At 55.9% G+C, this 16814-nt stretch carries 11 protein-coding genes and 1 other annotated feature; of the genes, 8 read left to right on the plus strand and 3 right to left on the minus strand.

Annotated features, from left to right (window positions below; all coding sequences use genetic code 11):
• Positions 1-220 precede the first annotated feature (220 nt).
• The 8 genes from PGY33_RS11470 to PGY33_RS11505 all read left to right on the plus strand — a co-directional run bounded on the left by PGY33_RS11470 (position 221) and on the right by PGY33_RS11505 (position 12165).
• The gene (locus PGY33_RS11470) at positions 221-1480 is read left to right on the plus strand and encodes a saccharopine dehydrogenase family protein (protein WP_118361766.1); all 1260 of its coding nucleotides are present in this window, start codon (positions 221-223) and stop codon (positions 1478-1480) included.
• A gap of 1 nt (position 1481) precedes the next feature.
• Entirely contained in the window at positions 1482-2612 is a 1131-nt protein-coding gene (nspC, locus tag PGY33_RS11475; protein WP_118667948.1) for a carboxynorspermidine decarboxylase, read from the plus strand.
• 998 nt (positions 2613-3610) lie between these two features.
• Positions 3611-3822: a binding site (T-box leader), on the plus strand.
• An 80-nt stretch (positions 3823-3902) separates the two neighbouring features.
• Positions 3903-6524: a valine--tRNA ligase gene (locus PGY33_RS11480; protein ID WP_270478729.1), complete on the plus strand. Its 2622-nt coding sequence runs from the start codon at positions 3903-3905 to the stop codon at positions 6522-6524.
• A gap of 126 nt (positions 6525-6650) precedes the next feature.
• Positions 6651-8084 carry a MerR family transcriptional regulator gene (locus PGY33_RS11485; RefSeq protein WP_270478731.1) on the plus strand — a complete coding sequence of 478 codons (1434 nt, stop codon included), beginning with the start codon at positions 6651-6653 and terminating at the stop codon, positions 8082-8084.
• Positions 8085-8197: 113 nt separating this feature from the next.
• A complete protein-coding gene (gene rfbA, locus PGY33_RS11490; RefSeq protein WP_270478733.1) occupies positions 8198-9055 on the plus strand; it encodes a glucose-1-phosphate thymidylyltransferase RfbA in 858 nt (285 codons plus the stop codon).
• A gap of 13 nt (positions 9056-9068) precedes the next feature.
• Positions 9069-9521 carry a YjbQ family protein gene (locus tag PGY33_RS11495; RefSeq protein ID WP_118761083.1) on the plus strand — a complete coding sequence of 151 codons (453 nt, stop codon included), beginning with the start codon at positions 9069-9071 and terminating at the stop codon, positions 9519-9521.
• A gap of 548 nt (positions 9522-10069) precedes the next feature.
• The gene (locus PGY33_RS11500; RefSeq protein ID WP_270478736.1) at positions 10070-11203 is read left to right on the plus strand and encodes a CobW family GTP-binding protein; all 1134 of its coding nucleotides are present in this window, start codon (positions 10070-10072) and stop codon (positions 11201-11203) included.
• An 11-nt stretch (positions 11204-11214) separates the two neighbouring features.
• Positions 11215-12165, plus strand: coding sequence for a TIGR03943 family putative permease subunit (locus tag PGY33_RS11505; protein WP_118478320.1), 951 nt, complete (start codon positions 11215-11217; stop codon positions 12163-12165).
• Between the two features lie 568 nt (positions 12166-12733).
• On the opposite strand, the gene PGY33_RS11510 is transcribed toward PGY33_RS11505, so the two are convergent.
• The 3 genes from PGY33_RS11510 to PGY33_RS11520 form a co-directional block, all read right to left on the minus strand.
• A complete protein-coding gene (locus PGY33_RS11510; RefSeq protein ID WP_118361782.1) occupies positions 12734-14146 on the minus strand; it encodes a sodium-dependent transporter in 1413 nt (470 codons plus the stop codon).
• 278 nt (positions 14147-14424) lie between these two features.
• A complete protein-coding gene (locus PGY33_RS11515) occupies positions 14425-16071 on the minus strand; it encodes a tryptophanase (RefSeq protein WP_118285444.1) in 1647 nt (548 codons plus the stop codon).
• 145 nt (positions 16072-16216) lie between these two features.
• Positions 16217-16597 (minus strand): RidA family protein, encoded by a 381-nt coding sequence (locus PGY33_RS11520; protein WP_110435180.1) that lies wholly within the window; start codon positions 16595-16597, stop codon positions 16217-16219.
• Positions 16598-16814 lie beyond the last annotated feature (217 nt).

Below are 16814 nucleotides of genomic sequence, written 5' to 3' on the forward strand. Positions count from 1 at the left end.
CCGCCGGGTAGGCGCACTCCCCGCTGAGGTTCAGCGAAAAAACTGCTGCCCGTTAGGGGCGAACCCGCCTACGGCAGTTCGAGTACCCCGGTCAGCCGGTGCAGAGAAAAAGGCTGCCGCCCGCGCAGTTCCGTTCGCTTCTCAAGCGGCAGTTTAACAAATAAAGACCATTCAATAAATCTCAATTATATATACAGTTAAAAATGAGGAGGAATTAACAATGGGAAGAGCATTGATCATCGGCTGCGGCGGTGTTGCCGGCGTAGTTATCCACAAGTGCTGCCAGAACAGCGACGTTTTTGAGGAAATCATGATCGCATCCCGCACCAAGAGCAAGTGCGATGCGATTAAGGAGAAGCTGGACGGTACGACCGCAACCAAGATCCGCACCGCAAAGGTGGACGCGGACAACGTGGACGAGCTGTGCGCGCTCATCGACGAGTACAAGCCGGACATCGTGATGAACATTGCGCTGCCGTATCAGGACCTGACCATCATGGATGCGTGCCTCAAGTGCGGCGTAAACTACATGGATACGGCAAACTACGAGCCGGAGGACACCGACGATCCGGAGTGGCGCGCCATTTACGAGAAGCGCTGCAAGGACGAGGGCTTTACCGCGTACTTTGACTACTCCTGGCAGTGGGCGTACAAGAAGAAGTTTGAGGAGGCCGGTCTGACCGCTCTGCTCGGCTCCGGCTTTGACCCGGGCGTAACGCAGGCGTACTGCGCTTACGCACAGAAGCACCTGTTCGATGAAATCGACACCATCGACATCCTGGACTGCAACGGCGGCGACCACGGCTATCCGTTCGCGACCAACTTCAACCCGGAGATCAATCTGCGTGAGGTATCCGCGCCCGGCTCGTACTGGGAGAACGGTCACTGGGTTGAAATCCCGGCGATGAGCATCAAGCGCGAGTACGACTTCGATCAGGTCGGCCACAAGGACATGTACCTGCTCCACCACGAGGAGATCGAGTCCCTCGCCAAGAATATTCCGGGCGTGCAGCGCATCCGCTTCTTCATGACCTTCGGTCAGTCCTACCTGACCCACATGAACTGCCTTGAGAACGTTGGCATGCTGTCCACCACCCCGATCGAGTTTGAGGGCCACCAGATCGTGCCGATCCAGTTCCTCAAGGCGCTGCTGCCCGATCCGGCAACGCTCGGTCCGCGCACCAAGGGCAAGACCAACATCGGCTGCATTTTCACCGGCAAGAAGGACGGCAAGGAAAAGACCGCCTACATTTACAACGTCTGCGACCACGAGGAGTGCTACCGCGAGGTCGGCTCGCAGGCCATCAGCTACACCACCGGCGTTCCGGCGATGATCGGCGCGGCGATGCTGCTGACCGGCAAGTGGAACAAGCCGGGCGTGTACACGGTCGAGGAGTTTGATCCCGATCCGTACATGGAGGCGCTGAACAAGTGGGGTCTGCCGTGGCAGATCAACGACAAGCCGGTACTGGTGGACTGATATGAAATTTACTGAGCTTCCTACGCCCTGCTACCTGCTCGATGAAAACCGTCTGGTGCAGAATCTGGCCGTCCTGCGGGACGTTGCCAGACGCACCGGCGCGAAGATCCTGCTGGCGCAGAAGGCGTTCTCGATGTTTTCCGTGTACCCGCTGATTCGGGAGTATCTGGCGGGCACAACGGCCTCCGGTCTGTACGAGGCACGGCTCGGTCATGAGGAATTCGGCGGCGAGACCCATGTCTACGCGCCGGCCTACGCGGAGGGCGAGTTCCGCGAGCTTCTGGAGTACGCCGACCACATTGTGTTCAACTCGTTCACGCAGTGGAAGGCCTACGGCAGCCTTGCCCGCGCGGCAGGGAAGAGCTGCGGCCTGCGGCTCAATCCGGAGTGCTCCACGCAGCCGAGCGACCACGCGATGTACGACCCGTGCGGTCCGGATTCGCGCCTCGGCATTACGATAGAGAATTTTCAGCCGGAGCTGCTCGACGGCATTGAGGGCTTCCATTTCCACACGCTCTGCGAGCAGAATTCGGACGATCTGGTGCGGACTGTCGCTGCATTTGAGCAGAATTTCGGTCAGTATATGGATGGCCTGAAATGGATCAACCTCGGCGGCGGCCACCATATCACCCGCGCGGATTACGATGTGGAAACGTTGGTGCACTGCATTGATTATCTGCAGAAAAAGTACAAGGTGCAGGTTTATCTGGAGCCGGGCGAGGCCGTTGTGCTGAATGCGGGCTATCTGGTCGCCACCGTGCTTGAGGTGATGCACAACCATAAGGACATTGCGATCCTGGATACCTCGGCGGCGTGCCATATGCCGGACGTGCTCGAGGTGCCGTACCGTCCGCCGGTGTACCGCGGCGGCGAGCCGGGCAAAAAGGCGTTCACCTATCTGCTGACCGGCCGCTCCTGCCTCGCAGGCGATGTCATCGGCGAGTATTCGTTCGATGTGGCGCTCGGCGCCGGTGAGCAGGTCGTGTTCGAGGACATGGCGCTCTACACCATGGTCAAGACCAATACGTTTAACGGTATGCCGCTGCCGCTGATCGCCATCCGGCGCGCCGACGGCACGGATGAGGTTGTGCGTATGTTTGGGTATGAGGAGTTTAAGCGGAGACTTTCGTAAGTTCCTGCCGGGCGGGAGTCTGTTTCTCTGCACCGGCTGACCGGGGGACTTGAACCGCGCAGGCGGTTCACCCTATCCGGGCGGCAGGTTTTTTCAGCACCGGCTGAGCGGGGGGCACGAACTGCCGCAGGCGTGTTCGCCCCTGACGGGCGGGGAGGTTTTCGCTGAACCTCAGCGGGGAGTGCGCCTACCCGGCGGGGGCACAAGAGGGTAGACACCTGCGGTTTCCACCCTCTTGTGAATCACCCCTTTCCCTTGGATAGTCTGGCGCAGATTGCCTACATGTGACCGCTGCGAAATAGGGGAACGGCAGTCGGGTTACCGTTGCGTTTGTTTCGCAAAATATTCGCAGTTCACAGGCAGATTACTGCTACACATAAGATTAACTCTACGCAGGCGCGGCATAACCGTGCCGCGCAAGTCGTAAGCACGTTATAATAGACAGGGTCTACGAAGATAAATTGTACCAAACGCTTAATTCGCAGGTGCCGTGCGTTACAACGTGCCAAGGATTTGCGCGGCACTGCTATGCCGCGCCTGCGTTGATTAACCCGTATGTGTAGCAGTACGCTGTCTGTGAACTGCGAAAAGGCGGAGAAAGACACGCTGAGGGAACCCGACTGCCGTTCCTATTTTTCGAAGCGGTCACATATAGGAAATCTGCGTCAGATTAGGAAACAAGGGAAAGGTAGGAGTTCAAAGAGGAAGGGAAACCGCAGGTGTCCCTTCCTTTTTGCCCCCGCGGCGGGCGCCGCAACGTCCCCGCCGTCCGCAGACGGCGAATCCCCCCGCTGAGGTTCAGCGAAAAACTCCCCGCCCGTTAGGGGCGAACCCGCCTGCGGCAGTTCGCGCACCCCGCTCAGCCGGTGCTGAAAAGGAGCCGCCCGTCAGGAGCGAACCGCCTGCGCAGTTCGCGTGCCCCAGAGGGTTGGTGCCGGAAAACAAGGGATATCCCTTGACAAACCCGAATTTAACAGCTATAATATTAAAGTTAATACACAAATGCCATGAAAAAGAGGAGTATTTTTCCTTTGCGCGTTTAGAGAGGGTGCGGTCGGTGCAAGCACCTCGGCGGGGAAGAAGAAGGTCGCTTTGGAGCAGAACAGCCGAATTTTTGTTAAGCTGTTCCGTCTAACCCGCGTTACGGGGCAACGAGTGCGCGTCTTTACGCGAATTCAGGTGGTACCACGGAGCATACTTCGTCCTGTTGTCGGGATGAGTATGCTCTTTTTTGTTTGCACAGAAGTATCCCGCATTTATATCGTAAATCAAATTGAAGGAGATAGATCAATGAGCGAACTGCCTAAGACCTACGACCCGAAATCGGTCGAGGACAAGCTGTACAAGTTCTGGGTCGATTCCGGCTTCTTCCACGCCGAGGTCAATCCGGACAAGAAACCGTACACCATCGTTATTCCGCCTCCGAATGTTACCGGCCAGCTGCACATGGGCCACGCATTCGACGAGACCCTGCAGGATATCCTCATCCGCACCAAGCGCATGCAGGGCTACGAGGCGCTGTGGATGCCGGGCACCGATCACGCCGGTATTGCAACCCAGATCAAGGTAGAGGAGAACCTCCGCAAGGAGGAGGGCCTGACCCGTTACGACCTCGGCCGTGAGGAGTTCCTCAAGCGCGTATGGGCGTGGAAGGACAAGTTCGGCAACCGCATTATCAGCCAGCTCAAGAAGCTCGGCACCTCCTGCGACTGGGACCGCGAGCGCTTCACCATGGACGAGGGCTGCTCCAAGGCTGTCCGCGAGGTATTCGTAAACCTGTACAACAAGGGCCTCATCTACAAGGGCCACCGCATCATCAACTGGTGCCCGCACTGCGCGACCGCCCTGTCCGATGCCGAGGTCGAGTACGAAACCCAGCCGGGCAAGCTGTGGCACATCCGCTATCCGCTGACGGACGGCTCGGGCGATCTGGTCGTTGCGACCACCCGTCCGGAGACCTTCATGGGCGATACCGGCGTTGCCGTCAACCCGAACGACGAGCGCTACAAGCACCTGATCGGCAAGACCTGCATCCTCCCGATCATGAACCGCGAGATTCCGATCTTCGGTGACGAGTACGTTGATATGGAGTTCGGCACCGGCTGTGTTAAGGTTACGCCGTGCCACGACCCGAACGACTTCGAGATGGGTCAGCGCCACAACCTCGAGCAGATTCTCGTGTTCAACGAGGACGCGACCGTCAACGCAAACGGCGGCAAGTACGAGGGCATGGACCGCTACGAGTGCCGCAAGGCGGTTGTAAAGGACCTTGAGGAAGGCGGCTATCTGGTCAAGATTGAGGACCACGAGCACAACGTCGGCACCTGCTACCGCTGCGGCACCACCGTTGAGCCGATGACCTCGGCGCAGTGGTTCGTCAAGATGGCGCCGCTCGCCAAGCCCGCTATGGACGTTGTAAACGAGGGCAAGACCAAGTTCGTGCCCGACCGTTTCTCCAAGACCTACCTGCGCTGGATGGAAAACGTACACGACTGGTGTATCTCCCGTCAGCTGTGGTGGGGTCACCGCATTCCGGCGTTCTACTGCGACGACTGCGGTGAGATGACCGTTTCCAAGACCGATGTATGCACCTGCCCGAAGTGCGGCAGCAAGAACATCCGTCAGGAAGAGGACGTTCTCGACACCTGGTTTTCCTCTGCGCTGTGGCCGTTCTCCACGCTCGGCTGGCCGGACAAGACCAAGGAGCTTGACTATTTCTACCCGACCTCTACGCTCGTTACCGGCTATGATATTATCTTCTTCTGGGTTGCCCGCATGATCTTCTCCGGTGTGGAGCACATGGGCGAAACCCCGTTCGAGACGGTTTATATCCACGGTCTGGTGCGCGATGCACAGGGCCGCAAGATGTCCAAGTCGCTCGGCAACGGCATCGACCCGCTCGAGGTTATCGACCAGTACGGCGCGGACGCGCTGCGCTTCACCCTCGCAACCGGCAACAGCCCCGGAAACGATATGCGTTTCTCGGACGAGCGCGTACAGGCGTCCCGCAACTTCTGCAACAAGATTTGGAACGCATCCCGCTTTATCCAGATGAACCTGACCATCGACAAGGACAAGGCAGTCCAGCTGCCCGCCGACCTTACCATCGAGGACAAGTGGATCATCAGCAAGTTCAACACACTGGTTGCCGATGTTACCCGCAACATCGACCAGTACGAGCTGGGTCTGGCGGCTGCCAAGCTGAACGACTTCATCTGGGAGAACTTCTGCGACTGGTATATCGAAATTGCAAAGACCCGTCTGCAGACCGGCGACGAGAACGTACAGAAGGTGCTCTGCTATGTGCTGAGCGGTGCGATGCAGCTGCTGCACCCGTTCATGCCGTTCATCACCGAGACCATCTGGCAGGCGCTGCCGCATGAGGGTCCGTCCGTTATGGTATCCGCATGGCCGGAATACAAGGACGAGCTGCACTTTGCCGCGGAGGAGGCACAGATGGAGAGCCTGATGGACGCTGTCCGCGCCATCCGCAACCGCCGTGCCGAGATGAACGTACCGCCCTCCAAGAAGGCCAAGGTGCTCATCCTGACCGAGAAGAAGGATACGTTCTCCGCAGGCGCAGGCTTCTTCCCCAAGCTGGCATACGCTTCCGAGATTGAACTCATCGACGCGGTTCCGGCGGACGCTGCCAAGATGGCATCCGTAGTCACCGGCGACGCACAGATTTATATGCCGATGGGCGACCTCATCGACTTTGAGGCCGAGCGGGCCCGTCTCGGCAAGGAAAAGAGCAAGGTCGAGGCGGATATCGACTTTGTTATGAAGAAGCTGAACAACCCGAAGTTTGTCGATAAGGCACCTGAGAAGGTTGTTGCAGCCGAGCGCGAAAAGGCCGAAAAGCTGCGCGAGCACCTCGCAAAGCTGGAGGAGTCCATCGCAGCGCTGAATTAAGCTGAATTAAAATAAGAAAGAGTGGAGTTTTATCCACTCTTTTTTCTTAACATTTTCCCCGAAAACACTTGACTGTAAACCCACTTTACCCCTTATAATGTAATTAATAGAAGGGAAGGTGATCGTATGAACATAGCGGAAGCAGAGCGCAGGACGGGATTATCCCGGGCGAACATCCGGTTTTACGAGAAGGAAGGCTTACTCAAGCCGACACGCGGCGAGAACGGCTACCGCGATTACACCGAGGACAATGTACAGACACTGCGGAAGATCATGCTGCTGCGGCGGCTGCGCCTGAGCGTGCCCGACATCCGCGCCATCGAGAGCGGCGAGAAAGCGCTGCCCGAGGCGGCGGCAGGCCAGCTCGACGTATTGCAGGGGGACATCCGCGAGAGCGAACAGGCGTATGCGATGTGCCGCGCCATCTGCGAGGACAGAGCGGAGTGGAACGGGCTGGATGTAGACCGGTACCAGTCCATCGTACTGCCCGCAGACGACCCGCGCGAGAAAGACCGCATCCCGCCGGCAGGCTGTCCGTGGCGGCGCTTCTTTGCCCGCAATGTGGATGCCGGACTGTATGGGCTGCTGTGGTCGATGCTGTCGCAGTGGGTGTTCCGCATCAATCCGGAGAATTTTATCCAGTTCATGGCGAATCTGGCGTGGACGGTCGCGTGCGGGTATGTCGGCTGGCTGCTGACGTTCGTGTTCGAGCCGGTGCTGCTGCATTACTGGGGCACAACGCCCGGCAAGTGGATATTCGGGCTGTCCGTCCGCGATGAGGACGGAGAAAAGCTGTCCATCCGCACCGCATATGCCCGTTTGTGGGGCGTGTTCGGCTACGGCAACTGCTATGCGCTGCCGTTCTTCGACTTGTACTACAATTACAAGTGTTACCGCGCGTGCAAAGAAGAGGAGCTGCCGTGGGATTTGGAGAACGGATGCAGCATCATCGTCCGCGAGCGGGAGGTGCGCTGGTATCGCGTGGCGCTGTACCTGCTGGTGATCGGGCTGCGAACAGCCGCAGGTTACGGCATTGACCTGTACGCCAAGCTGCCGCCCAATCGCGGCGAGCTGACTCTTGCGGAGTATGTGGAGAACTGCAACGACTGCCTGAAATATAATCAGGGCTTGGCGCCGTATGTCCGGCCGGACGGCAGCTGGAATAGCGACGTGGGAATGGGCGGCAGGTATTTCTTCTCGCTGGGCGATTCTGTATCCGATGTGACGGTCGAAACCGATGCGGACGGCTATGTGCAGTCTGTGACGGTGGTTTCGGATTCGCAGAACGGCTCGTGCGGCTATCAGGAGCGCATGACGGTGTATTACGCCTTTGCGGCCGCGTATGCCAAATGGAGCTGGCTGTATGCCGACCACATGAGGGATGACATCATTGACGACGGCTGGGAATACGATGTACCGGATACGAAAAACGTCAAGGAGGCGCATCTCGACGGACTGGATTTCCGGTACGAATATGAATACAGCAATACAGATACCGTAAACGTGTATCTCAATCAGCCGATGCCGTATCATTCGGTGCTGACGATTGAGAAAGAGTGAGGAGTGGAGAGCGAAGTGCTCTCCACTCTCTGCTTTATTAGAAAATTGCTTTCTTATTTGCCCAAAGTGTGCTATACTAATCTCACAAAACCATATAGATAGAGGAATAGCCAATGAAAGGAATCATTCTTGCCGCCGGTAAGGGCTCGCGCCTGTACCCGATGACACGTCCGGTATGCAAACCGCTGCTGCCGGTATACGATAAACCGATGATCTACTATCCGCTGGCTGCGCTCCTGCAGGCCGGTATCCGCGATATTCTCATCATCATCCCGCCCGGAGAGGAAGGCCCGTTCTACCGCCTGCTCGGTTCCGGCGGCCGCTTCGGCGTCAACATCACCTACGAGGTGCAGGAGGTTGCACGCGGCATCGCGGACGCGCTGCTCATCGGCTCGCAGTTCATCGGGGATGACTCGGTTTGCCTTGTTCTGGGCGATAATATCTTCTATTCCCCCAATTTCCAGGACTATCTGGACCGTGCTGTGCAGCAGAAATCCGGCGCCTGCGTATTCGGCTACTATGTCGATGACCCGCGTGCGTTCGGCGTTGTGGAGTTTGATGGTCAGGGCCGTGCTATTTCCATCGAGGAGAAGCCGCGCTATCCGAAGTCTAACTATATCATTCCGGGTCTGTATTTCTACGATAACTCGGTTATGGAGATTGCCCGCGGACTCAAGCCCTCGGCAAGAGGCGAGCTGGAGATTACGGATGTCAATATCGAGTACATGAAGCGCGGTCAGCTGCACGTGGAAAAGCTCGACCGGGATTTCGTCTGGCTGGATGCCGGTACCGCCGAGAATCTGCTCGAATCCGCACAGGTTGTCCGCCGCGTGCAGGATGAGACCGGCCGCTACATCGCATGTCCGGAGGAGATCGCGTACGCGCGCGGCTATATCAGCCGTCAGACGCTGCTCCGTCACGCCGCCGACCTCAGCAAAACGCTGTACGGCCGCTACTTAGAGTGCCTCTAAAGGAGAATCGCAAATGCCTGTTTATACCGAAACCAAAACCTATAAAACCAAGGCCCACATGGGCATGATCGACGTTACCGACGACTTCCGCGCAGCGGTGCAGAACGCCTGCCGCAAGACCGGCATGAAGTCCGGCACGATCACCGGCTTTACCACCGGCGGTGTTGCCGGTCTGACCACGCTTGAGTTTGAGCCGGGCATGGTCTACCATGACCTCAAGGCGGCGATGGATGTCTTTTCGCCCTACCGCGATGAGCAGGGAAACGTCATTTACTATCACCACCACGATACCTGGCACGATGATAACGGCTCGTCGCATATCAAGGCGGCGCTGCTCAGCCCGTTTATCGTTATCCCGTTCGTGAATGGCGAGATCACCATCGGCCCGTGGCAGAATCTGACCCTTGTGGAGTGCGATACTCGCAACCGCGTGCGGGATATTGTCTTTCAGGTGATGGGAGAATAATTCCGTTCTGATTAGGAATTGTAAAACAAAGCCCCGGTTTCGTCGCTTGACAAAACCGGGGCTTCGCGCTATAATATAGCTGACAAACGGCGGCTCTTGTAGGGAGAGCAGTCGTTCCTCAGTTCGATTTTTAGTCGAGAAGAAGCCGCTCTCTTTTAACTACCGGAGGGCGGTTATTTCTTTAAGTATCCGAGGATACCAAAGATAACCGTGCAGAGCAAATCAAGCAGTCCAATGACTTCCAGAATTGTCATGCAGATCACCTCCCTTCTTTCGGGAGGAACAACCTTTATTCACCGTTTGCTGCCTTGATTATAGCATATCGTAATATATGCTGTCAATAAACCGTCCTTTTGGGCGGTTTTTGTGTTATAAAAGCGAAAAAGGGGGGGTGCCCCTCAACTTCTTTCCGCGCAGTCAGAAAGATTAGCGCCCGCTAACTAAATAGCTTTTCTTTTTTCGATAAATGTGGTATAATATAAGCGTTCGAAAAATTTGAGTACGGTTCGGGAATCCCTGTGCCGTGCATAGAAATGGAGCGACAAAGCATGACTAAAATTGATATTATTTCCGGTTTTCTGGGTGCCGGCAAGACGACCCTCATCAAGCGTCTGCTGGCCGATGCGCTCAAGGGTGAGCAGGTTGTTCTGATCGAGAACGAGTTCGGTGAGATCGGCATTGACGGCGGCTTCCTCAAGGATGCCGGCATTGTTGTAAACGAGATGAACGCAGGCTGCATCTGCTGCTCGCTGGTTGGCGACTTCGGCAAGGCGCTGCACGATGTTGTGGACCAGTACCATCCGGACCGCATCCTGATCGAGCCGTCCGGCGTCGGCAAGCTGTCGGACGTTATCGCTGCGGTACAGAACGCGCACCTCGAGGTTCAGCTGAACAGCTTTGTAACCGTTGTTGACGCGCTCAAGGCCAAGATGTACCTCAAGAACTTCGGTGAGTTTTTCGAGAATCAGGTGGCGCATGCCGGTGCCATCCTGCTGTCCCGCACGGCTGAGTGCCCGGAGAAGCGCCTCGACGAGACCGTTGCCATGCTGCGCGGCCTGAATGAGCACGCCCGCATCGTCACCACCCCGTGGAAGGACCTGACCGGCGAGCAGCTGCTCTCCACCATGGAAGGCAGCCGCGACCTCGTTGCGGAGGTTCTCGAGGAGATCGCGCACGAGCCGCATCACGAGCATCATCATCACCACCATGACCACGAGCATGAGCATGACCATGATCATGAGGAGCACGAGCATCATCACGAGCACGATGAGCACTGCACCTGCGGCTGCCACGATCACGACCATGAGCATGAGCATCACCACGATCATGACCACGAGCACCATCATCACGACCACGACGGTCACTGCTGCTGCGGTCACGACCACGATCACGATGCTGACGAAGTATTCACCTCCTGGGGTAAGGAAACGACCCGCAAGTACACCGAGGCAGAGCTTAACGCGGCACTTACCGCGCTCGGCGATGTTACGCTCGGCACCGTACTGCGTGCAAAGGGCATCGTTCCGTGTGCAGACGGCGGCGAGTGGCTGCACTTTGACTACGTTCCGGGCGCACCCGAAATTCGCCGCGGCACTGCCGATTACACCGGCCGCCTGTGCGTCATCGGCTCCGAGCTGGATGAGGAGCGCATCGCTGCTCTGTTCGGCGTAAACGAAAAGTGAGGTAACCAGATATGGCTAACGAACCCATTCCGGTATACGTCTTTACCGGCTTTCTGGAGAGCGGCAAGACCAAGTTCATTCAGGACATTCTCGCGGACCCGAACTTTACCGAGAACGAGCGCACGGTGCTGCTGCTGTGCGAAGAAGGCATCGAGGAATACGACGAGAAGTGGCTGCTGCACTACGGCACCGCGCTTGTGCCCATCGAGTCCGAGGACCGTCTGACGCCGAATATCCTCAAGCGCGTGGAGCAGAAATACCAGCCGGACCGCATTCTTGTTGAGTACAATGGCATGTGGAAGCTGGAAAAGCTGATGCAGGCATTTCCTGCCCGCTGGGAGCTGTACCAGATCGTCACCACGGTCGATGCGACCACGTTTGAGCTGTATTCCAACAACATCGGCCCGATGATGTTCGAGCATATCACCACTGCGGATCTGGTTGTGTTCAACCGCTGCACGGATGAGCTGAAGGACATGCTGTACAAGAAGAACATCAAGGCGATGAACCCGCGTGCGGCAATCTATCTGGATGACGTGAACGGCAATTCCGAGGACTACGCCCGCAATATGCCGCTGCCGTTTGACGTGGATGCGGATATCATCGACATCCAGCCGGAGGACTACGGTCTCTGGTACATCGACGCCACCAGCGATCCGATGAAGTATGACGGCAAGACCGTCCGCTTTCTTGCCCAGGCCTACGTCGGCAAGGATGTGCCCGCCGGCAGCTTCGTGCCCGGCCGTTTCGGCATGGTCTGCTGCGCGGATGACGTCACCTTCCTCGGCTTCCTCTGCCGCTATCCCGACCGCGATCAGCTGCATAACCGCGACTGGGTCAAGGTAACGGCGTCCATCACCGTCGAGGAGCTGCCGCAGTACCGCGGTCCCGGTCCGGTGCTGCATGCCATCACGGTAGAACCCGCCGAAAAGGCGAAGGAAGATATCGTGTACTTTAACTGAATCTTCTCCATACAACGTAAAAAGAGACGAGCCTGCCTGGTTCGTCTCTTTTTCTGCTATAACAACAAAAACCGCCTGAAAGGACGGTTTATTGACAATATTCTGTCGTATATGCTATACTGTAAGCAGATGTTGTTCCGATAGCGGTCAGACCTTCTTTCTTTCCTCGGTTTGGGGAGGAAAGGAGGTGTCGCAAATGCAGAAGAAATTGCTTCGGCTTTTCGTATGTGCAGTAATCCTGCTGTACATTTTCTGTATAAAAGCGCACTGACCGCTCGATTAGGCCTCGAACGGTCAGTGACTAAAAATCCTGATTGAATAAGGTCTGACTGCCTGAACAGCATCCCTTGGGTATATTATACCCGAGCAGCCCCGGTTTTGTCAAGTGCGGCAAAGCCGGGGTTTTGCTTTGCATGCAGCGATTACTGCCTGCGGATTGCTAATTTCTAATTAGAAAAGCATGTCCCCCGCCACACAGCAGTGACGGGGGACAAAGACAAAAGGGGGGATACAGACGATTCATAAACCCATGAACGTCTAACGAAAGTCCAGTGGTTAGCTTGAGGGATTAGCCAATGCCACCGTACATAATGCCGAGGATCAGTGCAGCAATTGCACAGATAACGTATACCCACTTACCAAGCGGGAAGAACCAGCTGCCGATGGGCTTCTTAGCGCCTTCGTTAACAGCAGCAAGTGCCTTTTTCTTGCCGAGTACCCAGAAGAACATGATGCCGGCCAGAGCAGCGCCGAGCGGGCAGATGTAAATGGAAACAACGTCCATCCACTGAGAGGTCCACGGCTGGATTGCGATGGAAACGACCAGACCGATCACACCAATGGTGCCAACGGCTGCTGCGCGCTTGAACTTGAACTGCTCCTGCAGGAAGGCGATCGGTGCCTCGTACAGGTTTACGATAGAGGATACGCCTGCGAACAGTACGCAGATGTAGAAGATCGCGCCGATGATACGGCCGGCAGGCATTGCGTTGAATACATTTACGAGGTAAACGAACATCAGGCCGGGGCCGCCGGTTACGTCGCGGATGCCTTCGCCCAGAACAACTGCCATTGCCGGAATGATAACGATTGCTGCCAGCAGAGCTGCAAGGGTATCAAATACTGCTACGTTGCGTGCGGAGGACGGGATATCCTCGCTCTTGGACAGGTAGGAACCGTAGATTACAGAACCGTTGCCTGCAACAGACAGGGAGAAGAACGCCTGACCGAATGCAAATACCCACAGGTCGGGCTTAGCCAGACCGGCCGGATTCAGGGTCAGAATGTACTTATAGCCTTCGGATGCGCCGGGCAGAGTGCCGATGTAGACTGCCAGTACGAGGAACAGACCGAACAGAACAGGCATCATGACCTTGTTTGCCTTCTCAATGCCGCCTGCAACGCCCATTACCATGATGGCGAGGGAAACTACCAGTGCAACGATCTGCCATACGCCGTTGCCGATGCCGAAGAAGCCAGCCGACGCCATTGCCTTGAGGGCTTCGGGAAGCGTTTCTGCCTCCGGTGCGGTCATGCCGAAGGTGCCGCCGATTGCGCCCATATCCGTGCCGAGATTGAACAGGCTGCCGGAGAGGGACATGAAGGTGTACTTGAAGATCCAGCCGAGAACGACCGTGTAGCCGATTGCCAGCATCAATGCACCGATGATCGGGATTGCGCCGATCGCCTTACCGGATTTCTCACTGCCGGTGCGCTCCTTGGTACACATACCGAACGCACCAACCGGACCTGCGGCTGCACGACGGCCGAGAGCGAACTCCTCGATAACGCCGGTACTGCCGATCAAAATTACAAAGATAAAATAGGGAAGCAGGAAGGTCATGCCGCCGTACTTCTGCACCATGATCGGGAAACGCCAGATGTTGCCCATACCAACCGCAGAGCCGATACATGCCAGAATAAAACCCCATTTACTCTGGAAACCATCTCTTTGTTCTAAGTTTTTAGGCTCTTTACTCATTATCTTACACCCCTTTAATGTGTAAATGGATAGAAAAAGGGCGTTCTCTTTGCCGCAGAAACTGTTTAGTTTTCTGGGAAAAAGAACGCCCTTGTCCTTTGCTTTCCTGTGCACTTTCCACGCGGCACAGGTTACGCCCTGATTATCAAGTTATAAAAAGGTCAGGAGAAATTCCTGTTATGCAATGCCGCGGCGCCATTGCTGCGGCATTGGCGGAAATACCGCACAATTTATGCAATTATGCGGTATCGCCTTTGACGAAAGGATGGAACAGGGGATTATTTCTCTTCGTTCGGGTACGGCTCCAGGAATGCATGGAAGTGACGCATCGGCAGATTGTGACCCCAAACAATACGCATGTTCGGAATGTTCTCACGATCCTCGTACAGAGCCTTAACAGCTGCGATTACATAGTCCAGATGCTCCTTGGTCAGACGGCTGCGGTCGATTGCGAAGCGAACTACGTTACATACTTCAGCCTGCTGCTCCGGGGTCTTCAGGTCATACTCCATGGAGTAGTCGCCCAGCTCGGATACACGGATGCCGTAGCGGCGGATCAGCTCAAGGCTGAAGCCCTCACCAGCGAAGGTGTCGTGGCCGCGCTTGCCGTCGAAGAACTCATCCATGTTGATGTATACAGCGTGGCCGCCTGCCGGCAGTACAACGCCCTTAACGCCAGCGTCGTAGAAGCCTTCTGCCAGGTAGTTACACTGAGCAACACGCTCGTTCATGTAGTTAAAGTCGCAGGACTCGTACAGGCCAACTGCCAGAGCCATGATGTCACGGCCGGACATGCCGCCGTAGGAATCGTTGCCGTAGCAGGAGATCTGCTTAACCTTCAGCAGAACGCCAACGTCGGTCTTAACGGTGCCGTCTTCGTTGAAGTCGGAGAAGTTCTTCCAGAACAGGCCCTTATCGCGGAATGCCAGCATGCCGCCCATGTTAGCGTGGCCGTCCTTCTTAGCGGACATGGTGAATGCGTCGCAGTAAGAGAACATCTCGGTAGCGATCTCAGCGATGGACTTGTCAGCGTAGCCTTCCTCATTCATCTTGATGAAGTAAGCGTTCTCAGCCCAGCGAGCGGTATCGAATACCAGCGGGATGTTGTACTTATGCGCAACGCGGTTGATTTCCTTCAGGTTGCCCATGGAAACGGCCTGGCCGCAAACCGGGTTGTTGGTGATGCAGGTGAAGATCAGCGGAACGTTCTCCGGACCAACAGAGGTGATCAGCTGCTCGAGCTTCTCGATATCCATGTTGCCCTTGAACGGGTTCTTCTCGTAACGGCCGCCTTCCGGTACTTCCCACAGCAGGGTCTTGTTGTACAGGTTACGCGGAATGGAACCCATCTGCTTGATGTTGCCTTCGGTGGTGTCGAAGTGACCATTCGACGGAATAGTGAACTTCTTGCCCGGGTGACGCTTAGCAAGGATGTTGCGAACGATTTCCATCAGAACGGACTCAGCTGCACGGCCCTGCTGGATGATAAATGCGTTCGGGCGCTCCATCTGAGCTGCGCCGCCATTGAACAGGCCGCCTTCGTACTCGCACAGATAAACTTCATCCATCATCTTCTCAACGTCGCGGCAATCGGTGCGAACGAGGTCGATGATCTTCTTCCAGTTCTTCTCGCCGCCGCGCTCGAAAATGTCGCGGAAGGTGTCGAGCAGAACGTAATAACCGGTGTTGCGGCCGTAAGCCTCGTCGCCGAGGAACAGGCTTGCCCACTGATGATTGGTCATTGCAGTGGTACCGGAGTCGGACAGCATATCAACGGTCAGCATGCCGGACGGGAATGCGAACTCGTTGTAATGAGTAGCCTGAAGAGCGCGCTCACGCTGCTCAACGGTTACTTCCGGAAGATCACGGACTGCGTAAGTAAAATGATGCGGTGCGGGTACGTTCAGCGGATACTGCTTGCTCATAATAAAATTACCTCCATTTTTTTGGCGTTGTTGCCGTTTGTGTTTTGGAGGTACCCCGGTCGTCAAAGCCGAATTTTCCGGTTCCGGCTTTGCCTAGCGGACAGCACCTTTCTTTTTTGCTGTTTTCTTTTCTTTTTGGTTTGCCTTACGGCAGGAGAGCGGTTACCTCAATCTCGACGAGAGCGTCCTTGGGAAGTCTTGCAACCTCCACAGCGGAGCGTGCCGGGTAGCTGCCTTCACCGAAGAAGGTGGCGTAAACCTCGTTCATCGCGCCGAAATTGTTCATGTCGCTCAGGAAGACGGTAGTCTTGATCACCTGATCCATACCGGTTCCTGCCTCAGCAAGGATTGCCTTTACATTGGTGAGCGACTGTTTGGTCTGTGCTGCGATCCCTTCCGGAAAAGCACCGGTTGCGGGATCGATCGGAAGCTGACCCGAAGTAAATACGATACCGTTTGCTGCAATTGCCTGTGCATACGGGCCGATGGCTGCGGGTGCGTGTTCCGAACAGATAACCTTTTTCATTTCCTGCTCAGCCTCCTTTCGTCCTTTCGTGAGATAAATTTATCACTTTTAAAATTCTTTGTCAAGATGTATTTGTGCAATTTGGATGAATGAATAAAAAAATCTCGCGTATTTATCAATATTATCAACAACTATTGTGAAAAATGATAATTTTGAACAGACTTTTTGTACAAAAATACTGCGTAAAATATTTACTTTTTTCACCTCGCACTTAGAA

The sequence above is a fragment of the Butyricicoccus sp. AF18-9LB genome (genome assembly GCF_027684505.1).
Lineage (GTDB): Bacteria > Bacillota > Clostridia > Oscillospirales > Butyricicoccaceae > Agathobaculum > Agathobaculum butyriciproducens.